Consider the following 22,575-nt stretch of genomic DNA (forward strand, 5'->3'; position numbering starts at 1 on the left):
TGCGCTCAATCGTCCGGTCATAGCTGTTGTCGCGCATCGGATCGTCCTCCGCTGGAGCGATCCAATCAGCGAATTAGTGAACATGCACAGCAATGACGGCGGAGAAAGCCGCGGCAAGGGGCCAATCGCGAGCCATTCCTACTGCTTCTTGACCAAACTCCACTTGGTGATCACGGCCTCGCTCATCTGGCCGGCATCGCTGGCGCAGGCGATCTCGTCGACCTTGACCGAGATTTCCTTGCCGACGAACGATTTCAGCTGCGCGGCCTGCGCGTCGCTGGAGGTGACGAGCTGGAAGGTTTCGGGGCCCGTCTCGAGATTGCACAGCCCGTTCGGCGGCGGCAGGCGGCGCGGCTCGGAGGTGATCTGGTAGGTCGCAACGCGCTTGCCGTTCTTGACGTCGCGCACCTTCATCGCATTCAACTCGCCGGAGAGCACGTCGCCGGTGTTGATCGGCTTGCCGGGCTTGGACGGCGGCAGCGCCTCGTCGCCCTGCTGCGCGGATATGGCCGGGCTCACCAGCATCATCATCGTCGCAACCAAAGCCGATCGTGTGGCGAAAGGTTTCGTCATGTCGTCCGTTCCGTAAATTCTGGATGGCTAGAACAGAGTACGCTGCCGCATCGCAGCCGATAGCGTACCTTCATCGAGATAATCAAGCTCGCCGCCGACAGGAACTCCATGGGCGAGCCGCGTCACCTTCACATTGGCGTCCTGGAGCAGGTCGGTGATGTAGTGCGCCGTGGTCTGGCCGTCCACAGTTGCATTAAGCGCCAGAATGATCTCGTGCACCTGCGAATCATGCGCGCGCGCCACCAACGCGTCGATGGTGAGGTCCTGCGGGCCGACGCCGTCGAGCGGCGACAATGTCGCGCCGAGCACATGATAACGCCCCTGGGTGGCATTGGCCCGCTCCAGCGCCCAGAGGTCGGCGACGTCGGCCACGACGACGATGATGGAGGGATCGCGCTTCGGATCGATGCAAACGGTGCAGGGATTTTGCGTATCGATGTTGCCGCAGGTCTTGCAGACCTCGACCTTGTCGAGCGCGACCTGGAGGGCCGACGAAAGCGGCATCATCAGCGCTTCGCGCTTCTTGATCAGATGCAGCGCCGCGCGTCGCGCCGAGCGCGGGCCGAGGCCCGGCAGCCGCGCGAGGAGCTGGACCAGCCGCTCGATCTCGGGACCTGCAACGGCGCCCATATTACTGGCCGAACAACCCCGGCGGCAGGCCGAGCCCGCCGGTGAGGGCCTGCATCTTCTCCTGCATCGCAGTCTCCGCCTTGCGGCGGGCATCGCCGAAGGCGGTGACGAGGAGGTCTTCCAGCACCTCGCGCTCGTCCGCCTTCATCAGCGCAGGGTCGATCTTGACGGCCTTGACGTCCATCTTCGCAGTCATGCGCACGGCGACGAGGCCGCCGCCAGAGATGCCTTCGACTTCCACGTTGGCGAGTTGGTCCTGCATCTCCTGCATCTTGGATTGCAGCTGCGCCGCCTGCTTCATCATGCCGAGAAAATCAGCCATCGGTGCTCGTCCTTGGAAAGAATGGCTCAGAGATCATCGTCGCCGTCGGAACCGTCGGGCGGATCGTCACTGCCATAGTCGGCGTTAATATTGGTTTCCGGCACCTCGGGGGCAAGCCTGCGGACCTCGACGACCTTCGCACCGGGGAAACGCGACAGCACCTCCTGCACGCGCGGATCGGCCTCGGCGGTGCGCGCATGCTCCTGCTTCGCGGCCTGGTTCACCGAGCGCAGCGTCGGCTGGCCCTGCTCGTTGGAGACGATCACGGTCCAGCGGCGCCCGGTCCACAGCTCGAACTTTTTCGCGAGCTCGGAGATCATGGTCTTGGAGGCGTTGGGCTCGAGCGCGACTTCCAGCCGGCCCTCCTCGAAACGGACGAGGCGCATGTCGCCTTCGAGCGCGCTCTTGGTCATGATGTCACGCTTCTGCCCGGCCAGCGCGACGAGCTGGGTGAAGCTGGTGACGCGCAGCACCGGCGCTGCACCTTGCGGATCCGACGCGGGGGCCGCCATCTGCGGCCGGGCGCTGGCGCCGAACGAGGATGGCAAGGATGTCGGCATGCGAACCGGCGCAGCAGACGCGACCGGTGCGGAAGGCGCGCTGCGCGTGGCACTGCCGCTGCTCACGACCGGCGAACCGCCGCCGTTCTGCTCCAGCATCCGGATCGCCTCGTCCGGCGTCGGCAGGTCGGCGACATAGGCAATGCGCACCAGCACCATTTCCGCCGCCGCGGCGGGACGCGTCGCGGCCTGCACCTCGGTGATGCCCTTGAGCAGCATCTGCCACATCCTCGACAGCACGCGCATGGAAATCTTGGACGCGAAGTCCCGTGCGCGGACCCGCTCGGTCTCGCCATAGGCGACGTTGTCGGCGGTCGCCGGCACGATCTTCACACGGGTGACGAAATTGACGAACTCGGCGAGGTCCGAGAGCACCACGATGGGATCGGCGCCGACATCGTACTGGTCGCGGAACTCCTTGAAAGCGGCCGCGATGTCGCCGCGCGCCAGTGAATCGAAGAGATCGATGACGCGGGTGCGATCGGCGAGGCCCAGCATCTGCCTGACGGCATCGGCCTTCACGGTGCCAGCCGCATGCGCGATCGCCTGGTCGAGCAGCGACAGCGAATCGCGCACCGAGCCTTCGGCGGCGCGGGCGATGATGCCGAGCGCCTCGGGCTCGATCTCGACGCTTTCCTTGGCCGCGATGTTGGCGAGGTGCTTCATCAGCACGTCGGCCTCGACGCGGCGCAGGTCGAAGCGCTGGCAGCGCGACAGCACGGTCACCGGAACCTTACGAATCTCGGTCGTGGCGAACACGAACTTGGCGTGCTCCGGCGGCTCCTCCAGCGTCTTCAGGAAGGCGCTGAACGCCGCCGGCGACAGCATGTGGACTTCGTCGATGATGTAGACCTTGTAGCGGGCGCTGGCGGGGGCATAGCGCACGCTGTCATTGATCTGGCGGACGTCGTCGACGCCGGTGTGCGAAGCGGCGTCCATCTCCAGCACGTCCATGTGCCGGCTTTCCATGATCGCCTGGCAGTGCACGCCGAGTATCGGCATGTGGATGGTCGGACCCTTCACCGAAGCATCCGGCATCTCGTAGTTGAGCGCACGGGCGAGAATACGCGCGGTGGTCGTCTTGCCGACGCCGCGGACCCCGGTGAGGATCCACGCCTGCGGAATGCGCCCGGTCTCGAATGCGTTGGAGACGGTGCGGACCACAGCCTCCTGGCCGATCAGATCATCGAAAGAGGAAGGGCGGTATTTCCGCGCCAGCACGCGGTAGGGTGTGGGGGCCTGGCTCGCTCTGTCGGGATCGGGAGGGGCGCCAGCGTCGGTCATCGGTCGATCCGCAATGAAATGTCTGTTGGCCGGCTTTTGCGGAAAGGAGCGCGCCGGCGGGGGCCGCCGGCGCAATTCGCTCGAAAAACAGGTAGGAGACTGACGAGCGACCCGATCCGGACCTCGTTAGGGCTGCTTCCTTCCGGACCTGACCCGGTTGGCGAGTGGCTCGTCCACCGCCAATCTCCCGGTCCCTATTTGGGGCCAAAGGAAGCGGAAAGCAAGTCGGCTGTCCACGGACATGGTCTCCCTGTCGGGGCCATCCCCAATCCAGCATACCTGCCGGGTACCGCCAGATCGGATGCCGAGCGTGGTCAGGGCACCTGCCCCGGAACCTCGGCCATGTGCGCAAACTGCTTGCGATATTCGGCCGGCGTCACGCCGACGTGGCGAGCGAAAGCGCGCCGCAACGTATCGGCATCCGCAAATCCACAACGAATCGCCACTTGCTTTGGCGCTTCGTTACCGAACTCAAGCAGCCGCCTCGCGGCGTCGACGCGGGCTTCTTCGACCCAGGTCGCAGGCGTGATGCCTACCTCCGCATGGAACAGCCGCGCCAAATGCCGCGGGCTGAGTTCCATGCGTTTGGCCAGATTCGCAACCCGATGGTCCAGACCAGGATTGGCGGCGACCCAGCGTTGGAGCTCCTGCAATGCCGCACGCCCGGCAGGAACGGCCGCGCCCTTGCGGGTGAATTGCATCTGCCCACCGGGCCGTTTGAAGAACATCACGAGTTGGCTAGCGACTTTCATCGCGGTCTCGCGTCCAAGGTCTTCCTCCACCAGTGCAAGCGCGAGATCGAGCCCTGCGGTCACGCCGGCTGCTGTGCGAAGTTTTCCGTCGATGACGTAGATCGCATCCTTGTCGACCGTGACCGACGGAAATTTACTCGCGAGGGTATCGGCGACTGCCCAATGCGTCGTAACCCGCCGGCCGTCAAGAAGGCCGGCCGCCGCAAGGAAGAATGCGCCGCTGCACACCGACCCGAACCGCCGCGTCCTCGACGCTCGCCGGCGAAGCCAGCCGACCACATTGGCATTCGCGGGGATCTCGGTAGCGTTCGGGCATCCGGCGACCAGCAGGGTGTCGATGGGCTCCTGGAAGTCGCGGTCGATGATTCGGTCCGGCATTAAGCGAACGCCGGAGGAGCTGAGAATCGGGCCCGGCTCGGTCGCAGCCACGAAAAGCGCATAGGCCGCACGGCCGGCCTGCACGTTGGCCTCGGCGAACACGTCGAGCGGCCCGGCGACGTCGAGAAGCTGCACCCCTGGCAGCGCAACGATTACAACAGTCCTCGATTTTGGCTTCCCATTCATGTCCGCCTCGGTGCAGATTTGTCCGTTTTGGACGTATCGCGTCAATTGCAGACAGAATAGCCCAGACTTAGCCTGCCAGCCACCAGAGATTTTCAGGAGAACGTCATGTCGAAAATCAACGAAGCCGCCCAGATTCCCGACAGCACGCTGGCGCGTGCCATTACCGAATATATCCGCGACACCGAGACGGACCTGCTCTTCAACCATTCCAGCCGCGTCTACCATTTCGGGGCGCTGGCAGGCATCCGCCGCGGGCTGAAGTTCGACCGCGAGCTGCTTTACGCCGGCGCCATGTTTCACGATATCGGCCTGATGCCCGGCCATGGCAGCAAGCACGAGCGGTTCGAAGTCGATGGCGCCCATGCGGCGCGCGATTTCCTGCGCAGCCACGGCATCCCGGAAGCGGATGCCTACACGGTCTGGAGCGCGATCGCGCTGCACACCACGCCGGGCATTCCCCAGCACATGCATCCCGTCGTCGCGCTGGTGACCGCTGGCGTCGAAATGGACGTTCTCGGGCTCACCTACGACGAATATCCCGATGAGGAACGCGAGGCCGTGGTGAAGGCATTTCCGCGAACGGCGCACTTCAAGGAAGACATCATCCAGTCGTTCTACGACGGCATCAAGCATCGGCCCCAGACGACGTTCGGCAACGTCAAGGCCGACGTCATCGCCGACAAGGAGCCGCATTTCCATCGCGGCAATTTCTGCAGCGTCATCCGCAACTCCCATTGGCACGGCTGAGCCCTCGGGACCGACATCATGTCGCGGCGCGCCGCCTTGCGCTCACACATCATTGATAGAGAAACCGTTCGATACTGACAAACCGCCCTAGCTCACGCAGCGACGAGCGCGGCGCGCGCTTGTCCAGGACGACGATCGCGTATGCAGTGGCGGCGGAGCCTCAACCTTCCCCTCGCTGACTCCGTATCGTATGGTCGGCTCCAACAAGCCCGAACCCATCGGGCCCATCCGGAACCTCCATGCCCGAACCCGCCTGGTCGCTGCATTCCCGCCTGAAAGAGGACACGATCGACATCGGCGATCTGCCGCTGTCGAAGGTGCTGGTCATCAAGGACGCGCATTATCCCTGGCTGCTGCTGGTGCCGCGGCGGCCCGACGCGATCGAGATCATCGATCTCGACGAGGTGCAGCAGGCGCAGCTGATGACCGAGATCTCCCGCGTCTCGCGCGCGCTGAAGGAGATCACCAAATGCGACAAGCTCAATGTCGCCGCGCTCGGCAACCTCGTGCCGCAGCTTCATGTTCATATCATCGCGCGCCGCACCAGTGATGCGGCCTGGCCGCGGCCGGTGTGGGGCGTGATGCCGCCGCTGGCGCACGACGCCACTGAAGTGCAGAATTTCATCAGCGCGCTCCGCCGCAAGATTTGGTTGGGTTGAAAGAAAAAATGTCAGCATTCAACGCGTTCCCGCTGGGACAGCCGGCCTTCGTCACCAACGTCCTCGACCGTGCCGCGCATCTGCGCCGTGACGACGAAAAGCTGTTCGCGCTGGAGCAGAAGCCGTCATCGCGCGCCTATGTGGTCTATCGCGACTCGCTCCTGGTGAAGCGCGAGGGCGAGAAGGTGCGGGCGCTGCTGGGAATTGACGAGGCAGTGAAATGCGGCGCCAATCCCGGCACGGTCTTTCTGGGGCTGCGCGACGGCGCAGCAATGTTCGGCATGGGGATGTCGCAGGCGGCGGCCGAGAAGCTCGTCGGCCGCGACGACTACACCGTGACCGAGCTGCGCGGCATGGCGATGCAGGGGGCGCTTCCGCCACAGGAGCTGTCGGCGATCGCAATGGCGAAGTCGATGGTAAGCTGGCACCAGCGCCACGGCTATTGCGCCAATTGCGGCGCGCGCACCAGCATGAAGGAAGGCGGCTGGAAGCGCGACTGTCCTGCCTGCAAGGCCGAGCACTTTCCGCGCACCGATCCCGTCGTGATCATGCTGGTCGCCTCCGGCGACAAATGCCTGCTCGGCCGCCAGAAGCAGTTTCCACCCGGCATGTATTCCTGCCTTGCCGGCTTCGTCGAGGCGGCCGAGACCATCGAGGACGCGGTGCGCCGCGAGATCCTGGAAGAGTCCGGGATCCGCTGCACCGACGTGCACTATTACATGACGCAGCCCTGGCCCTATCCGTCGTCGCTGATGATCGGCTGCAGCGCGCGGGCGCTGAACGAGGACATCGTCGTCGATCGCATGGAGCTGGAAGACGCGCGCTGGTTCACGCGCGAGGAGGCTGCGCTGATGCTGGCGCGGACGCACCCCGACGGGCTCGCCGGACCTCATCCCTTCGCGATCGCCCATCACCTGCTCGGCCGCTGGGTGCACGACAAGAGCCGCACCTGAACTGAGAGCGTCCATGACCGCAACGGGACTTGCGCCGGGCATCCTCTGCATCGGCATTCCCGTGCGCGACCTCACCTTCCGCGTCGAACACGTGCCAGCGCGCGGCAGCAAGGCCAATGCGAACCAGCTTGCGGAGATCTGCGGCGGCAACGCGCTCAATGCCGCGATTGCCATTGCGCGACTCGGCGGTCGTGTCGCGTTCGCTGGTCCGATGGGCGATGCGCGGGAGACGTCGAGCAGCTTCATCCTCGAACGGATGGCGCTGGAGGGCATCGACATCAGCCATATCGTTCGCATGCCGGGCCTGGCCACGCCGGTCTCGGCGATCATGATCGAGCCCTCCGGCGAGCGGACCATCACCATCTATCGTGATCCCGCTTTGTGGACCGTAGAACTGCCGGACCTGGACGAATTGCTGGCCGATTGCCGCGCGGTCCTCGTCGAAAGCCGCTGCGCCTCGCTCGCGACTTCCCTCTGCACCGAGACACGGCGGCGCGGCCTTCCCCTCATCGTCGGCGTGGACCGCGCGATGTCGTTGCAGGACGGCCTGCTCACGGCCGCTTCTCATTTGCTGTTCGCCAGCGAACAGGTGCAGGAGACCGCCGGCATCGCCGACGACGGCGAGGCATTGAAGCGCCTCGCCAAGCTGACGCCGGCCTTCCTCGCCGCCACACGCGGTCCCCTCGGCACGATCTGGCTGAACGAGACAGGCGAGCTGAAGGAGACGCCAGCCTTCCCTGTTCATGCGGTGGATACGCTCGGCGCCGGCGACGTCTTCCATGGCGCATTCACGCTGCGCCTCGCCGAGGGTGAGGGGACGCGGGAGGCGCTGCGATTCGCCGCGGCCGCCGCGGCGCTGAAATGCACCCGCCATGGCGGTGGCCTAGCCGCCCCACAACGCGTTGAAGTTGAAGAGCTTTTGAGAAGGCAGCAGGCGGCGATGCCCGGTCAGGCGCCAACATTATAGACTTGCGATAGAATGATTTTCTATGTATCAGGGGAATTCGCCCCTGAAATGGAACAAAGTTCTTCAAATGACCGACCTTGCCGTCCAGATCCCCGAGACCAGCCGCCGCCTCGATGCCATCGACCGCAAGATCCTGATGGTGCTCCAGGAAGATGCCTCCCTCTCCGTCGCCGAGATCGGCGACCGCGTCGGCCTGTCCTCGACCCCCTGCTGGAAGCGCATCCAGCGGCTTGAGGCCGACGGCGTGATCATCAAGCGCGTGGCCCTCGTCGACCAGAACAAGATCGGGCTCGGCATCTCCGTGTTCGTTTCGGTGGAGAGCGCCGATCACTCGGACGCCTGGCTGAAACGGTTCGCCGAAGCCGTCAGCGCCATGCCCGAGGTGATGGAGTTCTATCGCATGGCCGGCGACGTCGATTATATGCTGCGCGTGGTGGTGGCGGACATGCAGGCCTATGACGTGTTCTACAAGAAGCTCATCAGCGCCGTGCCGCTGAAGAACGTCACCTCGCGCTTCGCGATGGAGAAGATCAAGTCGGTCACTGCGCTGCCGATCCCGGCGGTGGTCGCGGCATAGCGCGGCAGCCTCGCGAGGGCTCGGCTTTCTTCTACCAGAGATTTACCCTCGGTTAGCTTCGTGAAGCTATGATCCTCGGAGATGGAGTCGGGGAACGTCCTCAGAAGAAGCTGGCTGCCCGCAGCAGCGTTGCTGCTGGTGAGCTGGGTCGCGGTCGCAGCACTTTCGCTGCAGGCGCGACCGGACGCTGAGGTGGTGGCAGTGGCATTCCCGCCCTGGTGGGACGCCCAGCAGGCGTTGCTGGCCGCCGCATCGGCGAACGCGGCGTTGGTGCGGATGACGGCTGCGCCGGCCGTTCTGGTGCTGCGTCCCGACAGCCACGATGGATTGAAGAAGCTGCACGAGGCGGGGGCCTGGCTGACTCTCGACCCGCAAGCGATCGATGCCTGTTTCACGAACAAGCCATTGGGGACTGGGGAATGACCTTCGAAGGTGATGAACTGGCGGTCCTGCGCGCGAGCACGAGCAAGATCCTGCTCGTGGCGCTCTGGCTGCATGTCCCGCTCGCGGTCGTGGTCGGGGTGATCTTGGGCACCGGGTGGTTGCTACCGGCCATTTTCATGGCCGCGATGGCCTCGGCCGCAAGCATCGCGTGGTCGGCTGGAGGAAACGGACCTTCGACCCAAATGATCGTCGCCGTTGCGCTGATGGGCGGCGTTTCGATGCTGGTGTTCCAGTTCGCCGGTCACCCATGGCAGGTCGACATGCACATGTACTTCTTCGCGGCGCTAGCCTGTCTCGTCGCGTATTGCGACTATCGTCCGATCGTCGCCGGCACGGTTGCAGTCGCTTTGCATCACCTGACGCTGAATTTCGTTCTGCCGGCGGCCATCTACCCCGGCGGCGCGGATCTCGGCCGCGTGGTGCTCCACGCCGTCATCGTTCTGATCGAGGCCGGGGTCCTGATCTGGCTCGCGCATACGGTCACCGGGATCTTCGCAATGGCGGCTCAGAAAACCGTCGAGGCCCAGGCTGCGAGCGCCGCTGAAGCCCGCGCCAACGCAGACCGACAGGAGGCCGCACGCGCCAAACAAAAGCGGGACGACGCCCGTCGCAACCTTGCAGCCGGTTTCGAGCACAGGATCAGCGGTGTCGTCGAAGCAGTGGCGCGCGCTGCGGGCGAGATGCAGGACCTATCCGCATCGATGCGGGGCAGTAACGTCGAAGCGATGCGGCAGAGCACGGCTGCTGCCACGGCTTCGACCTGCGCGACGGCCAATGTAGAGACCGTTGCGGCGGCAACCGAAGAGTTCACGGCTTCGATCAACAGCATCTCCGAGCAGGTGACGCGATCGGCCCAAATCGCCGCGAAAGCCGCTGAGGAAGCGCGTCGGACCAATACGGTTGTCGAAATGCTCGCAACCGGCACGCAAAAGATCGGGGAGGTGGTGACGCTGATCCAGAGTATTGCCAGCCAAACCAACCTGCTGGCCCTGAACGCGACCATCGAAGCGGCGCGAGCCGGTGAGCATGGCCGGGGCTTTGCGGTCGTCGCGAGCGAGGTCAAGGCACTGGCCAATCAGACCGCCAAGGCAACTGAAGAGATCTCCGCCCAGATCCAGGACATCCAGGCGGCCACCGGTGAGGCCGTCGGCGCGATCGAGGCGATCGGCGGCACCATCGCCGAAATCGACCGGATCTCCGGTGAGATTGCCGCTGCGGTCGAGCAGCAAGGCGGAGCGACGCGTGAGATTGCCAACAATTTGCAACAGGCTGCCGACCGGACCAGAGACGTCAACAAGAATATCCTCAGTGTCAGCCGGGCATCGGAAGACGCGAGCAAGGCCACTGACCGGCTGCTAGAGGCAGCCAACGGCTTGTCGTCGCAATCCGATCAGTTGAAATCCGAGGTGAACGGCTTCCTCGGTGCGCTGCAGGCGGCGTGAGCCGCCCGCGCATGGCATAGTCGGCTGCACTCGCCTCGAGTCGGGCCGCCGCGGTACGGCGCGCTTCAGATCTTCTGGTTGTACTCGCCGACCTCGGGATGCGTGCGCAGCACGCTGTTCACCATCTCGAACATGTCGTGCATGCCCTGCTCCGAGACCGGGCTCTCGACCACGACGACGAGTTCGGGCTTGTTGGAGGAAGCGCGCACCAGGCCCCAGCTGCCGTCTTCGACCGTGACGCGCACGCCGTTGACGGTGACGAGATCACGGATCGCCTGGCCGCCGATCTTGGCGCCCTTCGCCTGCAACCCCTCGAAATGCTTCACAACGGCGTCGATGACGCCGTATTTGACCTCGTCGGCGCAGTGCGGCGACATGGTCGGCGACGACCAGGTCTTTGGTAGCGCGTTCTTCAGGTCGGCCATCGACTTGCCCGGCGCGCGGTCGAGCATGTCGCAGATCGCGATCGCCGAGACCAGGCCGTCGTCATAACCGCGGCCGAACGGCTTGTTGAAGAAGAAGTGTCCCGACTTCTCGAAGCCCGCCAGCGCGCCCATCTCGTTAGTGCGGCGCTTCATGTAGGAATGACCGGTCTTCCAATAGGCGACCTTCGCGCCCTGTTTCTGGAGCACGGGATCAGTGACGAACAGGCCGGTCGACTTCACATCGACGACGAACTGCGCGTCCTTGTGGATCGCCGACATGTCGCGCGCCAGCATCACGCCGACCTTGTCGGCAAAGATCTCCTCGCCGGTGTTGTCGACGACACCACAGCGGTCGCCGTCACCGTCGAAGCCGAGGCCGACATCGGCTTTGTGATGCAACACCGCGTCGCGGATCGCGTGCAGCATCTCCATGTCCTCAGGATTTGGATTGTATTTCGGGAAGGTGTGGTCGAGCTCGGTATCGAGCGGGATCACCTCGCAGCCGATCGCCTCCAGCACCTGCGGCGCGAACGCGCCGGCGGTGCCGTTGCCGCACGCCGCGACGACCTTGAGCTTGCGCGTCAGCTTCGGACGAGAGGTGAGATCGGCGATGTAGCGCGCCGGATAGTTCTCGTGGAACTGATAGGAGCCGCCGGCCTTGTTCTTGAACTCGGCGCCCAGCACGATCTCCTTCAGCCGCGTCATCTCGTCGGGACCGAAGGTCAGCGGGCGGTTGGCGCCCATCTTCACGCCGGTCCAGCCATTGTCGTTGTGCGAGGCCGTCACCATGGCGACGCAGGGCACGTCGAGATCGAATTGCGCGAAATAGGCCATCGGCGTCACGGCAAGACCGATGTCGTGCACCTTGCAGCCCGCCGCCATCAGGCCGGAGATCAGCGCGTATTTGATCGAGGCCGAATAGCCGCGGAAATCATGGCCGGTGACGATCTCCTGCCTGACGCCGAGCTCGGCGAACAACGCGCCCAGGCCCATGCCGAGCGCCTGCACACCCATCAGGTTGATTTCCTTCTGGAACAACCAGCGCGCGTCGTACTCGCGAAAGCCCGTCGGCTTCACCATCGGCTCGGATTCGAAGGCATAGGTGTTGGGCAACAATACGGATTTCGGCTTCGGGAACATTGAGACGGTCTCGTGAAAAGGGGGGGGGGCAGGATTTGCTGCAGCCTTAGCGAATGCCGGACCGCAGCGGAAGGCGGGAATAAAGGCTTATGGCCGATAATTGCGGCAGTTTGGTAACGAAGCGCGCGCGATATAGATGTCTGACCAGAATGGGCTAACGCTGTAGTCGTGCAACCTCCTCTTCAAGGACCTCCCTGAGAGGCGGCAGAGCCCGTTGAACAGTCTCCCACACGAAATGGGCGGCAACGTCCTCATAATTGTGGCGATAGACATTGCTGCGGCTGCCATCTGTTTCCACGCGATCGCCGGGTGCCTCGCCTTCAACTCCTCGGGCAGACGGCGGGATGCTTCTGAAATAATCTCCAGACACCGCGTAACTGCGTAGACGGTCCGCAGATCCGCCGCGAATTCCTCGCGATCAAGACGTCCGGCGAATTCAGCCGCCAAATCGATGTGATGCAAGATGTCTCGCAGTGCCCCGGGGATGCGATCAGAAGGCATAGATAGCGTCGGCCGTTGCGGCGGGAGCGACGTATGATTTCAGGCCGTCACGGTTGACGACGTCAACGGGTTCATCAAAGAGCTTGGCAATATATTCCTTGAGCTCGACGTAATCGAAGACCGTGATCCGCTTATTCGGATCGATCTCGACCATGATATCGACATCGCTGCCGGGATGATTTTCACCCCTCGCCACCGAGCCGAACAACGCGACATGCAAAACGCCCCGCTCGCGCAGGGCAGGCTCGAACTGTCGCAGAATCGCTATCGCATCGGGGCCGTTCATGGATGGAATATAGCACCCCGCCTGCTCCGGTGGGAGAGCCTCTTCGGGCCGCTAAAGCGAACTTACTGCTCGAGCACCATCTGGCCGTTGGCGTATTCGAAGCGCTTGAGGCGGGACAAGAAGGAAAGGCCGAGCAGGTTCTCCGACAGCGCTGCGTCCGGCAGCACCATGGCATCGACGTCACGCACGACGAGGCCGCCGACCTCCAGCATGGCGATGCGGGTGCGCGCGGCCTTGATGGTGCCGTTGGCAGTGGAGACGGTCGCGTTGTATTCGCTGCGCGAGGGACGCAGACCGAAGCGGGCGGCCGAGGTCTCGTTCAGCGCAACGACGGACGCGCCGGTGTCGACCATGAAGCCGATACGCTGGCCTTCGATCCGGCCCTCTGCCTGGAAATGACCGCGGCCGTCGCGAGAGATGGCGAGGCTGCGGCCGCCGGCCGGCGCGGAGGAAGCGACTGCCACCGTCGTGCGCGGCACCGAGGTGGCGGAGGCGGAGCTCATCTTGTCCGCCATCTGCGCCATGAAGGTGCCGAGGCCGATCATGACAGCCGCGAAGATCACTATGTTACGCATCACATCACTTCCGAGCCGGAAAGCTCGATTTCACCACGCGGCACGCCCGTCCGCGAGCGAAGCCACGGCTGGACCGATGCCATTTTGACGAAAAGGATGAGCGGACGGTTAATGCGGCCGCCTGACCTCTCCCCGCCTGCGGCAGGGCAATCGCATATGGCTTTTGGCGACGAGTGAGCGCGCGCCTTGTCCTTCGAGACGACCGCTCCGCGGTCTCCTCAGGATGAGGCTAAGCGGCATCGGTGCTCGTTGAAACTGCTGCCGTACACTCCGTCCTGATCCTGAGGGCCCGCCAAAGGCGGGCGTCTCGAAGGATGGCCCAAGGCGAACAATCTTCAACTGCGATAGCCCTGCCGCCTGCGGAAGAGGGAGAAGACATCTCACGTCCCACGCGGCTTCGCCCGCCTTGTCGGCAGCGCGCTGGCCGGATCATCCGGCCAGGGATGGCGCGGGTAGCGGCCGCGCAGGTCGGAGCGTACCGCATTGTAGCTGCCGCGCCAGAAGCCGGGAAGGTCGCGCGTCACCTGCACCGGGCGCTGCGCCGGTGACAGCAATTCCAGCACCAACGGCACCTTGCCGGCGGCGATCGAGGGATGGGTTTTGAGGCCGAACAATTCCTGCAGCCGCACCGCGATGGTCGGCCCTTGCTCGGCCTCGTAATCGATTGCCAGCATGGTGCCAGTTGGCGCCTCGAAATGTGTTGGCGCCTCGCGGTCGAGCCGCGTGCGCATGTCCCACGGCAGCAGCGCCATCAGCGCATCGGAGAGATCGCCGGCGGAAACATCCTTGAGCGCGGTCTTGTCATAGAGCGCCGGCACCAGCCATTCGTCGCGCCGCGCGACCAATCCATCGTCCGACAGGTCAGGCCAGCTCTCGCCCTCGGCCTTGCGCAGGAACATCACCCGATCGCGCCACTGCTTGGCGGCTTTTGACCAGGGCAGCCGGTCGAGGCCGGCGGCGATCAGGCCATCCGCGAAGATGCGCGCCGTTTCCTCCGCGGGCGACACGGCAAGCGTCGCCTCGGAGAGCGTGATCGCGTGCAGCGCGCGCTTGCGCCGCGCCCGCAACGCCATCGCGCCGCGATCGAAGAATATCTCGTCGGTGCTCTCGATATGCGAAGCGAAATGCCGCTCGATCTCGTCCTGCGTGATCTGCGCGGCAAGCAGAATGCGTCCGCTCGCCGCCGTTCCCGTCATTTCGCCGATTGCGATGTAAGGCGCGCGGGCCAGCGAAGAGGTCTGCTCGACGGAAGCGCCGCGGCCGTTGGCCAGCACGAAACTGCCATTGCCACGGTTGCGCGCGACACGATCCGGAAAGGCATAGGCGAGCATCAGGCCGGTCGAAAGTTCCTCCTGCTGCCCCGCTGTCTCCGATGCCGCCACCTGCGAGGCCCAGCGCCGCGCCAGGTCGCGCGCGCTCGCGGCACGCGGCGAGCGGTCGCGGCGGAACTGGTCGCGCCGGTGCTCGAGATCGACGCTGTCGCCGCCGAGCCCACGCTCGGTGATGATGGCCGCGATCTCGGCAGCCGCCTCGCCGCTGCCGGCGCGATGCGAATCCACGATCATGCGCGCCAGCCGCGGCGGCAGCGCCAGCGCGCGCAGGCTCCTGCCCTCCGCGGTGATGCGGCCGTCGCCATCGAGCGCGTTGAGCTCCAAGAGCAGGCTCTTGGCTTCCTTCCAGGCCGGCTGCGGCGGCGGATCGAGGAACGACAGCGCTGCAGGATCGGCAACGCCCCATTGCGCGAGATCGAGCACCAGCGACGACAGATCGGCGCTGAGGATTTCCGGCTGGGTATAAGGCGCGAGCGAAGCCGTCTGCGGCTCGTCCCAGAGGCGGTAGCAAACGCCGGGCTCGGTGCGGCCGGCGCGGCCGCGGCGCTGGTCCACCGCCGCGCGCGAGGCGCGCACGGTCTCGAGCCGGGTCAGCCCGATGTCGGGCTCGTAGCGCGGCACGCGGGCGAGACCGGAATCGACGACGATACGCACGCCCTCGATGGTGAGCGAGGTCTCGGCGATCGATGTCGCCAGCACCACCTTGCGTATGCCCTTGGGCGCCGGCGCGATGGCGCGGTCCTGCACGGCGGCATCGAGCGCACCGAACAGCGGCACGATCTCGATCGAAGCGTCCTGCACGCGTTCGGCGAGAAAGCTCTGAGTGCGGCGGATTTCGGCGGCGCCGGGGAAGAACGCCAGCACCGAACCGCTATCGGCGCGCAGTGCCGATGCGATCGCGTCGGCCATCTGCCGCTCTAGCGGCGCGTCCGCTTTGCGGCCGAGATAGCGGGTCTCGACCGGAAAGGCGCGGCCCTCGCTCTCGACGACGGGCGCCTCGCCGAGCAATCTTGCCACGCGCGCGCCATCGAGCGTGGCCGACATCACGAGGATACGGAGATCCTCGCGCAGGCCGGTTTGCGCATCGCGCGCCAGCGCCAGGCCCATGTCGGCATCGAGCGAGCGTTCGTGGAATTCGTCGAACAGGATCGCGGCAACGCCCGAAAGCTCGGGGTCATCGAGGATCTGACGGGTGAAGATGCCTTCGGTCACGACTTCGATGCGCGTGGCGCGCGAGATCTTGGAGCCAAAGCGGACCCGATAGCCGACGGTCTCGCCAGCGCGCTCGCCAAGCGATTTGGCCATGCGGTCGGCACTAGCGCGGGCGGCGATGCGGCGCGGCTCCAGCACGATGATCTTCTTATCCTTGGCCCAGGGCGCATCCAGCAGCGCCAGCGGCACCCGCGTGGTCTTGCCCGCACCCGGCGGCGCCACCAGCACGGCCGCGTTATGCGCCTCCAGCGTGCGCGAGAGGTCATCGAGCACGGCATCGATCGGGAGGGGCGTGTCGAAGCTGCGGGGCAAGTATCTATCCGTTCGTCGTGCCCGGGGGTTGGTCCCGTGCATCCACATCATTGGACTAGAAAACAGACGTGGATGGCCGGGACCCGGCTCCGCGAATGCTTCGCCGGGCTTACAGAATCGGGCCGACGAAGCCTAGGCGAAGACGGCAAGCCCAGCCATGACGGAATTATTTGGCGGCAGATCGTCAGCCCTGAACCGACGGGCGGCCGATGCTCTCGTACACGAAGCCGGCGGCTTCCATGTCCTCGGGGCGGTAGATGTTGCGGAGATCGACGACCACGGGCTTTGCCATGGTCGCCTTCAGCCGGTCGAGATCGAGCGCGCGGAACTGCACCCATTCGGTGACGATGACGAGCGCATCGGCGCCTTGCGCGCAGGAATAGGCATCCTCGCAATAGGTGATGTTGGGCAGCTCACTCTTGGCCTGCTCCATGCCGACGGGATCGAACGCCTTGACGCTCGCGCCCATGTCGATCAGGCCGGTGACCAGCGGGATCGAGGGCGCATCGCGCATGTCGTCGGTATCAGGCTTGAAGGTGAGGCCGAGCACCGCGATGGTCTTGCCGCGCAGCGAGCCGCCGAGCGCCTGGCTCACTTTGCGCGCCATCGCGCGCTTGCGGTTCTCGTTGACCGCGAGCACGGATTCGACGATGCGCAGGGACACGTCATAGTCCTGCGCGATCTTGATCAGCGCCTTGGTGTCCTTCGGAAAGCACGAGCCGCCGAAGCCGGGGCCAGCATGCAGGAATTTGGTGCCGATGCGGTTGTCCAGGCCAATGCCGCGCGCGACCTCCTGGACGTTGGCGCCGGCCCTTTCCGACAGATCGGCGATCTCGTTGATGAACGTGATCTTGGTCGCCAGGAACGCGTTGGCGGCGTATTTGATCATCTCGGCGGTGCGGCGCGCAGTGAACATCAACGGCGCCTGGTTCAGCGATAGCGGGCGGTAGATGTCGCCCATCAGCTTGCGGCCACGCTCGTCGGAGGTACCGACTACGACGCGGTCGGGGAATTTGAAGTCGCGGATCGCCGCGCCTTCGCGCAGGAATTCGGGGTTGGAGGCGACCACGACGTCGGCTGACGGATTGGCCTCGCGGATGATGCGCTCGACTTCATCGCCGGTGCCGACCGGAACGGTCGACTTCGTCACCACGACGGTGAAGCCGGTGAGCGACTGCGCGATCTCACGAGCGGCGGCGTAGACGTAGGAAAGGTCAGCGTGCCCATCACCACGACGCGAGGGCGTGCCGACCGCGATGAACACGGCATCGGCCTCCGCGACCGGTTTGGACAGATCGGTGGTGAAGTCCAACCGCTTGGCTTTCACATTGTTCGCCACCAGCTCGTCCAGCCCGGGCTCGTAAATTGGGATTTCGCCGCGATGAAGCGCCGCGATCTTCTTCTCGTCCTTGTCGACGCAGGTGACGTCGTGACCGAAATCCGCAAAGCAGGCCCCGGACACCAATCCCACATAGCCCGTGCCGATCATCGCGATGCGCATGAAAATCCCTGTCTTAGATTGGTTAATGAAACCCCGACGCGGGGCGGTTTAGCATTTTCCCGAGGCGAGGGAAGAGTCCGCATGCAAAAAAGCGGCACGGGAATTGAACCGGTAAAGAAGTCTGAAACCGCAAGGCGCCACACTGCCCCGCTGACAGACGGAGAGCGGCGGAACACGCCTCAAAAAGGGACACCATGGCACGATCAGGCACAATCGCTGCAGGCGGCCGTTCCAAGCCCCCTTCTGCCGCGCGTGTCGACTGGGTCGACTACGCCAAGGGCATCTGCATCGTCATGGTGGTGATGATGCATTCGGTGCTCGGGGTTGAGCTCGCCGCTGGCCAGACAGGCTTCATGCATGTCGCCGTCGCCTTCGCAAAGCCGTTCCGGATGCCGGATTTCTTCCTGATTTCGGGCCTGTTCCTGGCCCTGGTGATCGATCGGGACTGGCGAACCTATCTCGACCGCAAGGTGGTGCATTTCGCCTATTTCTATGTCGTCTGGGTGACAATCCAGTTCGGCTTCAAGGCGCCGGCCTTCGCGGCGGAAACGAGCTGGCGCGAGGTTGGCCTCTTGTACCTCGAATCCTTCATCGAGCCGTTCGGCACGCTCTGGTTCATCTATCTCCTGCCGATCTTCTTCGTCGTCACGAAACTGACACGCAAAATCCCGCCGCTCGCGATCTGGCTCGCCGCCGCGGCACTGGAGACGGCACGCATCACGACCGGCTGGACCGTCATCGACGAGTTCTGCGCGCGCTTTGTCTATTTCTATTCGGGCTATCTGTTCGCGCCTCACGTGTTCGCGCTGTCGGATCGCGCCCGCAGCCATCCCATCCTTGCGCTTGCAGCGCTCGCGAGCTGGGCCTTGGTCAATGCCGGCCTCGTCGGGCATGGGGCCAGCGAATGGAAGATCGTCTCGCTCGTGCTCGGCTTCGCCGGCGCTTGCGCCATCATCACGATCGGCACGCTGCTCGCGCGCGCGCAGTGGCTGAACTTTCTCCGCTTCTGCGGCGAGCATTCGATCGTGATCTATCTCGCCTTCTTCCTGCCGATGGCGGCGACGCGGACGCTGCTGCTGCGCACGGGCGTCATTGGCGACATCGGCACGGTGTCGCTGATCGTCACGGTTCTCGGCGTGCTCGGGGCACTCGCGATCTGGCAGTTTGCGCTGCGGCTCCATGCGCACTTCCTGTTCGAGCGGCCCGATGCGTTCTGGCTCGCGCCGAAGAAAAAAGCCGGGGCGGTGTTGCAGGCGGCGGAATAGCGGTCATGCCACGCGGGGGCGGGGCATCCAGTATTCCACAGGCATCAGTCGGATACGGAAAAGCCGCGGCGCACTGGATTGCATGATTGTGTCGCCATCCTCCTCAAGGATGGGGCGCCGGCGGCCTCCCGATTACTGGATGGGTCCTGTGAGACCGTGGGGATAGCGAGCCAAAAATCCGCCTCCCAAGGCTGTCAAAGCCCGCAAAAGCTCATACATTGCGGCCATGCCCAAGACATCCCCGAAGACCACCGTCATAGCTGACACCAAGGCCGCGCCAAAGGCGGCCGCCGAGAGCAAATCCGCTGCTGCCAAAGCTGCTGCCAAGCCGGTCGCGGCGAAGGCGGCCGGCAAGGGTGACCATGTCTTCCTGGTCGACGGTTCCTCCTACATCTTCCGCGCCTATCACGCGCTGCCGCCGCTGAACCGCAAGTCCGACGGCCTCCAGGTCAATGCCGTGCTCGGCTTCTGCAACATGCTGTGGAAGCTGTTGCGCGAGATGCCCGAGGACAACCGGCCGACGCATCTGGCGATCATCTTCGACAAGTCTGAAATCACTTTCCGCAACAAGATCTATCCCGACTACAAGGCGCACCGGCCCCCGGCACCTGATGATCTGATCCCGCAATTCTCACTGATCCGCGAGGCCGTGCGCGCCTTCGACCTGCCCTGCCTGGAACAGGTGGGGTTCGAGGCCGACGATCTGATCGCGACCTATGTGCGGCAGGCCTGCGAGCGCGGCGCGAGCGCGACCATCGTGTCCTCCGACAAGGACCTGATGCAGCTCGTCACCGATTGCGTCACGATGTACGACACCATGAAGGATCGCCGCATCGGCATATCAGAGGTGATCGAGAAGTTTGGTGTGCCGCCGAACAAGGTGGTCGAGGTGCAGGCGCTCGCGGGCGATTCGACCGATAACGTGCCCGGCGTGCCCGGCATCGGCATCAAGACCGCGGCGCAACTGATCACCGAATATGGCGACCTCGACCAATTGTTGTTCCGCGCCGGCGAGATCAAGCAGCCCAAGCGGCGCGAGGCGCTGCTCGAGAATGCGGAGAAGGCGCGCATCTCGCGGCAGCTCGTGCTGCTCGACGACAAGGTGGACCTCGATGTGCCACTCGACGACCTCGCCGTCCACGAGCCGGATGCACGCAAGCTGATCGCCTTCCTGAAGGCGATGGAATTCACGACGCTGACGCGGCGCGTCGCCGAATATTCTCAGATCGATCCCGCCAATGTCGATGCCGATCCCGGCTATACGAGCGGCGCCAGCGTGTTCTCGCCGTTGCCGCCCTCGGACGTCGTGCCCGCGCCGGGCACCGGCACGCCGGCACAAGCGGCTCCCGGCCAACGCAATAAATCGGCGAGCAAGGAGGACAAGGCCGCAAGCCAGAAGGGTGCCCCGATCTCGCTGGCCGCCGCGCGCGAAGAGGCGCTGCGCAAGCTTCCGGTCGACCGCAGCAAGTATCAGGCGATCAAGACGCTCCAGGAGCTCAACGCCTTTATCGCCCGCATCCATGACGCCGGCCACGTCGCGATCGAGACGAGAGCCAACTCCATCGATCCCATGCAGGCCGATCTCTGCGGCATCGCGCTGGCGGTGGCGCCGAACGAGGCCTGTTATGTGCCACTGGCGCACAAGCAATCCGGCGGTGGTGCCGGCCTGTTCGACGCGGGTCTGGCACCCGACCAGATCAAGCACATTGATGCCATCGAAGCGCTGCGGCCGGTGCTGGAATCATCAGGCATCCTCAAGGTCGGCTTCGACGTCAAATTCACCGCCGTGATGCTGGCGCAGCACGGAATCACCCTGCGCAACATCGACGATGCGCAGCTCATCTCCTACGTGCTCGACGCCGGCCGTGGCTCGCATGCGATCGAGCAGCTCGCCGAGCGTTGGTTCGGCCATGCCATGCTGAAGGAGAGCGAGCTGCTCGGCAGCGGCAAGGGCAAGATCACTTTCGACCAGGTGACGATCGACAAGGCCGCGCCGCTCTCGGCGGAAGCCGCCGATATCGCCCTGCGAGTCTGGCGCGTGCTGAAGCCGCGTCTCGTCGCCGAGCACATGACCACCGTCTACGAGACGCTGGAACGGCCGCTGGTGTCCGTGCTCGCGCGCATGGAGCGGCGCGGCATCTCGATCGACCGCCAGGTGCTGTCGCGGTTGTCGGGCGAATTCGCCCAGACCGCGGCGCGGGTCGAGGCCGAGATCCAGGAGATTGCGGGCGAGCCGGTCAATGTCGGCAGCCCCAAGCAGATCGGGGACATCCTGTTCGGCAAGATGGGACTGCCCGGGGGCTCCAAGACAAAGACCGGCGCGTGGTCGACAACCGCCCAGGTGCTCGACGAGCTCGCCGAGCAGGGCCACGACTTCCCGAAGAAGATCCTGGAGTGGCGCCAGGTCTCGAAACTGAAATCGACCTACACCGATGCGCTGCCGACCTACGTCAATCCGCAGACCCACCGCGTCCACACCACCTACGCGCTGGCCGCGACTACGACCGGCCGGTTGTCTTCGAACGAGCCGAACTTGCAGAACATCCCGGTGCGCACCGAGGACGGCCGCAAGATCCGCCGGGCCTTCGTCGCGACGCCCGGACACAAGCTGGTCTCCGCCGACTATTCGCAGATCGAGCTGCGGCTGCTGGCCGAGATCGCCGACATTCCCGTGCTGAAGCAGGCGTTCCGCGACGAGCTCGACATTCACGCCATGACGGCGTCGGAAATGTTCGGCGTGCCGATCAAGGGCATGCCAAGCGAAATCCGCCGCCGAGCCAAAGCGATCAATTTCGGCATCATCTACGGCATCTCCGCGTTCGGCCTCGCCAACCAGCTCGGCATCGCGCGCGAGGAAGCGGCCGCCTACATTAAGAAATACTTCGAGCGCTTCCCCGGCATCCGCGCCTATATGGACGAGACGCGCGACTTCTGCCGCAGCCACGGCTACGTCACCACGCTGTTCGGCCGCAAATGCCACTATCCGGATATCAAGGCCTCCAATGCCTCGGTGCGCGCCTTCAACGAGCGCGCCGCGATCAACGCGCGGCTCCAGGGCACCGCTGCTGACATCATTCGCCGCGCCATGACGCGGGTGGAGGACGCGCTGGCAGAGAAGAAGCTCTCGGCGCAGATGCTGCTCCAGGTGCACGACGAACTGATCTTCGAGGTGCCGGACGACGAGGTCGAGGCGACGCTGCCGGTGGTGCAGCACGTGATGCAGGACGCGCCCTTCCCGGCGGTGCTGCTATCAGTGCCGCTGCATGTCGATGCGCGGGCAGCGACGAACTGGGACGAGGCGCATTGAGCTCTTCCCAACCTCTCCTTGTTGGCGGCAGAGCGATCGCATATCACTTTGGAGGCGGCTGAGCGCACGCCTCGTCCTTTGAGACGACCGCCGCGCGGTCTCCTCGGGATGAGGCTAAGCAGCGTCGGTACGCGTTGAAACTGCTGTCGCACAGTTGCTCCTCATCCTGAGGGCCCGCCAAAGGCGGGCGTCTCGAAGGATGGCGGCAAACGCAGAGTCTGTGACAGTCCTGCCCCTTGCTGGAAG

General features: G+C 64.7%; 20 protein-coding genes and 1 other RNA gene. 9 read left to right on the top strand and 12 right to left on the bottom strand.

Annotated elements, in window-relative coordinates; all coding sequences use genetic code 11:
- Positions 1 to 138: 138 nt before the first annotated feature.
- The 6 genes from IVA91_RS07985 to IVA91_RS08010 all read right to left on the bottom strand — a co-directional run bounded on the left by IVA91_RS07985 (position 139) and on the right by IVA91_RS08010 (position 4,685).
- A complete protein-coding gene (locus IVA91_RS07985; protein ID WP_247276425.1) occupies positions 139 to 573 on the bottom strand; it encodes a hypothetical protein in 435 nt (144 codons plus the stop codon).
- Positions 574 to 600: 27 nt separating this feature from the next.
- Positions 601 to 1,203: a recombination mediator RecR gene (gene recR, locus IVA91_RS07990; protein WP_247276424.1), complete on the bottom strand. Its 603-nt coding sequence runs from the start codon at positions 1,201 to 1,203 to the stop codon at positions 601 to 603.
- A 1-nt stretch (position 1,204) separates the two neighbouring features.
- Entirely contained in the window at positions 1,205 to 1,525 is a 321-nt protein-coding gene (locus tag IVA91_RS07995; RefSeq protein ID WP_247276423.1) for a YbaB/EbfC family nucleoid-associated protein, read from the bottom strand.
- 26 nt (positions 1,526 to 1,551) lie between these two features.
- The gene (locus IVA91_RS08000; protein WP_247458535.1) at positions 1,552 to 3,369 is read right to left on the bottom strand and encodes a DNA polymerase III subunit gamma/tau; all 1,818 of its coding nucleotides are present in this window, start codon (positions 3,367 to 3,369) and stop codon (positions 1,552 to 1,554) included.
- Positions 3,370 to 3,460: 91 nt separating this feature from the next.
- Positions 3,461 to 3,557, bottom strand: an RNA gene (ffs, locus tag IVA91_RS08005) — signal recognition particle sRNA small type.
- A 126-nt stretch (positions 3,558 to 3,683) separates the two neighbouring features.
- The gene (locus IVA91_RS08010) at positions 3,684 to 4,685 is read right to left on the bottom strand and encodes a GlxA family transcriptional regulator (protein ID WP_247276447.1); all 1,002 of its coding nucleotides are present in this window, start codon (positions 4,683 to 4,685) and stop codon (positions 3,684 to 3,686) included.
- A 105-nt stretch (positions 4,686 to 4,790) separates the two neighbouring features.
- Here IVA91_RS08010 and IVA91_RS08015 point away from each other — a divergent pair, with 105 nt between their 5' ends.
- The 7 genes from IVA91_RS08015 to IVA91_RS08045 all read left to right on the top strand — a co-directional run bounded on the left by IVA91_RS08015 (position 4,791) and on the right by IVA91_RS08045 (position 10,474).
- On the top strand, positions 4,791 to 5,432 hold the full coding sequence (locus IVA91_RS08015; protein WP_247276421.1) for an HD domain-containing protein: 642 nt from the start codon (positions 4,791 to 4,793) through the stop codon (positions 5,430 to 5,432).
- Positions 5,433 to 5,671: 239 nt separating this feature from the next.
- Positions 5,672 to 6,091 (top strand): HIT family protein, encoded by a 420-nt coding sequence (locus IVA91_RS08020; protein ID WP_247276420.1) that lies wholly within the window; start codon positions 5,672 to 5,674, stop codon positions 6,089 to 6,091.
- Positions 6,092 to 6,099: 8 nt separating this feature from the next.
- Complete coding sequence (gene nudC / locus IVA91_RS08025) at positions 6,100 to 7,044, top strand: NAD(+) diphosphatase (RefSeq protein ID WP_247276419.1); 945 nt, start codon at positions 6,100 to 6,102, stop codon at positions 7,042 to 7,044.
- Positions 7,045 to 7,057: 13 nt separating this feature from the next.
- The gene (locus IVA91_RS08030) at positions 7,058 to 8,011 is read left to right on the top strand and encodes a sugar kinase (RefSeq protein WP_247276418.1); all 954 of its coding nucleotides are present in this window, start codon (positions 7,058 to 7,060) and stop codon (positions 8,009 to 8,011) included.
- 67 nt (positions 8,012 to 8,078) lie between these two features.
- A complete protein-coding gene (locus IVA91_RS08035; RefSeq protein ID WP_247276417.1) occupies positions 8,079 to 8,588 on the top strand; it encodes an Lrp/AsnC family transcriptional regulator in 510 nt (169 codons plus the stop codon).
- 81 nt (positions 8,589 to 8,669) lie between these two features.
- Complete coding sequence (locus IVA91_RS08040; protein ID WP_247276416.1) at positions 8,670 to 9,011, top strand: hypothetical protein; 342 nt, start codon at positions 8,670 to 8,672, stop codon at positions 9,009 to 9,011.
- Positions 9,008 to 10,474 carry a methyl-accepting chemotaxis protein gene (locus tag IVA91_RS08045; protein WP_247276415.1) on the top strand — a complete coding sequence of 489 codons (1,467 nt, stop codon included), beginning with the start codon at positions 9,008 to 9,010 and terminating at the stop codon, positions 10,472 to 10,474. Before IVA91_RS08040 ends, IVA91_RS08045 begins: the two co-directional genes overlap by 4 nt.
- A gap of 65 nt (positions 10,475 to 10,539) precedes the next feature.
- Here IVA91_RS08045 and IVA91_RS08050 read toward each other — a convergent pair whose 3' ends face one another.
- The 6 genes from IVA91_RS08050 to IVA91_RS08075 all read right to left on the bottom strand — a co-directional run bounded on the left by IVA91_RS08050 (position 10,540) and on the right by IVA91_RS08075 (position 17,757).
- A complete protein-coding gene (locus IVA91_RS08050) occupies positions 10,540 to 12,039 on the bottom strand; it encodes a phosphomannomutase/phosphoglucomutase (protein ID WP_247276414.1) in 1,500 nt (499 codons plus the stop codon).
- Positions 12,040 to 12,126: 87 nt separating this feature from the next.
- On the bottom strand, positions 12,127 to 12,540 hold the full coding sequence (locus tag IVA91_RS08055) for a HepT-like ribonuclease domain-containing protein (RefSeq protein WP_346015471.1): 414 nt from the start codon (positions 12,538 to 12,540) through the stop codon (positions 12,127 to 12,129).
- The gene (locus IVA91_RS08060; protein ID WP_247276413.1) at positions 12,530 to 12,826 is read right to left on the bottom strand and encodes a nucleotidyltransferase family protein; all 297 of its coding nucleotides are present in this window, start codon (positions 12,824 to 12,826) and stop codon (positions 12,530 to 12,532) included. Before IVA91_RS08060 ends, IVA91_RS08055 begins: the two co-directional genes overlap by 11 nt.
- Before the next feature lie 62 nt (positions 12,827 to 12,888).
- Positions 12,889 to 13,401 (bottom strand): TIGR02281 family clan AA aspartic protease, encoded by a 513-nt coding sequence (locus IVA91_RS08065; protein ID WP_247276412.1) that lies wholly within the window; start codon positions 13,399 to 13,401, stop codon positions 12,889 to 12,891.
- A gap of 380 nt (positions 13,402 to 13,781) precedes the next feature.
- The gene (gene hrpB / locus IVA91_RS08070) at positions 13,782 to 16,256 is read right to left on the bottom strand and encodes an ATP-dependent helicase HrpB (RefSeq protein ID WP_247276411.1); all 2,475 of its coding nucleotides are present in this window, start codon (positions 16,254 to 16,256) and stop codon (positions 13,782 to 13,784) included.
- Between the two features lie 184 nt (positions 16,257 to 16,440).
- Positions 16,441 to 17,757 carry a UDP-glucose/GDP-mannose dehydrogenase family protein gene (locus IVA91_RS08075; protein ID WP_247276410.1) on the bottom strand — a complete coding sequence of 439 codons (1,317 nt, stop codon included), beginning with the start codon at positions 17,755 to 17,757 and terminating at the stop codon, positions 16,441 to 16,443.
- A gap of 194 nt (positions 17,758 to 17,951) precedes the next feature.
- On the opposite strand from IVA91_RS08075, the gene IVA91_RS08080 reads away from it, so the two are divergent.
- The gene (locus IVA91_RS08080) at positions 17,952 to 19,022 is read left to right on the top strand and encodes an acyltransferase family protein (protein ID WP_247276409.1); all 1,071 of its coding nucleotides are present in this window, start codon (positions 17,952 to 17,954) and stop codon (positions 19,020 to 19,022) included.
- Between the two features lie 226 nt (positions 19,023 to 19,248).
- Entirely contained in the window at positions 19,249 to 22,329 is a 3,081-nt protein-coding gene (polA, locus tag IVA91_RS08085; RefSeq protein WP_247276408.1) for a DNA polymerase I, read from the top strand.
- The last annotated feature ends 246 nt before the right edge of the window (positions 22,330 to 22,575 follow it).

Origin of the sequence: Bradyrhizobium sp. 153 (assembly GCF_023073835.1) — a bacterium.
Classification (GTDB): domain Bacteria; phylum Pseudomonadota; class Alphaproteobacteria; order Rhizobiales; family Xanthobacteraceae; genus Bradyrhizobium.

Bases quoted from the DNA above. Each gene is read 5' to 3' on its own strand.
- IVA91_RS07985 (WP_247276425.1), bottom strand. From the start codon at position 573: ATGACGAAACCTTTCGCCACACGATCGGCTTTGGTTGCGACGATGATG.
- recR (WP_247276424.1), bottom strand. From the start codon at position 1,203: ATGGGCGCCGTTGCAGGTCCCGAGATCGAGCGGCTGGTCCAGCTCCTC.
- IVA91_RS07995 (WP_247276423.1), bottom strand. From the start codon at position 1,525: ATGGCTGATTTTCTCGGCATGATGAAGCAGGCGGCGCAGCTGCAATCC.
- IVA91_RS08000 (WP_247458535.1), bottom strand. From the start codon at position 3,369: ATGACCGACGCTGGCGCCCCTCCCGATCCCGACAGAGCGAGCCAGGCC.
- IVA91_RS08010 (WP_247276447.1), bottom strand. From the start codon at position 4,685: ATGAATGGGAAGCCAAAATCGAGGACTGTTGTAATCGTTGCGCTGCCA.
- IVA91_RS08015 (WP_247276421.1), top strand. From the start codon at position 4,791: ATGTCGAAAATCAACGAAGCCGCCCAGATTCCCGACAGCACGCTGGCG.
- IVA91_RS08020 (WP_247276420.1), top strand. From the start codon at position 5,672: ATGCCCGAACCCGCCTGGTCGCTGCATTCCCGCCTGAAAGAGGACACG.
- nudC (WP_247276419.1), top strand. From the start codon at position 6,100: ATGTCAGCATTCAACGCGTTCCCGCTGGGACAGCCGGCCTTCGTCACC.
- IVA91_RS08030 (WP_247276418.1), top strand. From the start codon at position 7,058: ATGACCGCAACGGGACTTGCGCCGGGCATCCTCTGCATCGGCATTCCC.
- IVA91_RS08035 (WP_247276417.1), top strand. From the start codon at position 8,079: ATGACCGACCTTGCCGTCCAGATCCCCGAGACCAGCCGCCGCCTCGAT.
- IVA91_RS08040 (WP_247276416.1), top strand. From the start codon at position 8,670: ATGGAGTCGGGGAACGTCCTCAGAAGAAGCTGGCTGCCCGCAGCAGCG.
- IVA91_RS08045 (WP_247276415.1), top strand. From the start codon at position 9,008: ATGACCTTCGAAGGTGATGAACTGGCGGTCCTGCGCGCGAGCACGAGC.
- IVA91_RS08050 (WP_247276414.1), bottom strand. From the start codon at position 12,039: ATGTTCCCGAAGCCGAAATCCGTATTGTTGCCCAACACCTATGCCTTC.
- IVA91_RS08055 (WP_346015471.1), bottom strand. From the start codon at position 12,540: ATGCCTTCTGATCGCATCCCCGGGGCACTGCGAGACATCTTGCATCAC.
- IVA91_RS08060 (WP_247276413.1), bottom strand. From the start codon at position 12,826: ATGAACGGCCCCGATGCGATAGCGATTCTGCGACAGTTCGAGCCTGCC.
- IVA91_RS08065 (WP_247276412.1), bottom strand. From the start codon at position 13,401: ATGCGTAACATAGTGATCTTCGCGGCTGTCATGATCGGCCTCGGCACC.
- IVA91_RS08075 (WP_247276410.1), bottom strand. From the start codon at position 17,757: ATGCGCATCGCGATGATCGGCACGGGCTATGTGGGATTGGTGTCCGGG.
- IVA91_RS08080 (WP_247276409.1), top strand. From the start codon at position 17,952: ATGGCACGATCAGGCACAATCGCTGCAGGCGGCCGTTCCAAGCCCCCT.
- polA (WP_247276408.1), top strand. From the start codon at position 19,249: ATGCCCAAGACATCCCCGAAGACCACCGTCATAGCTGACACCAAGGCC.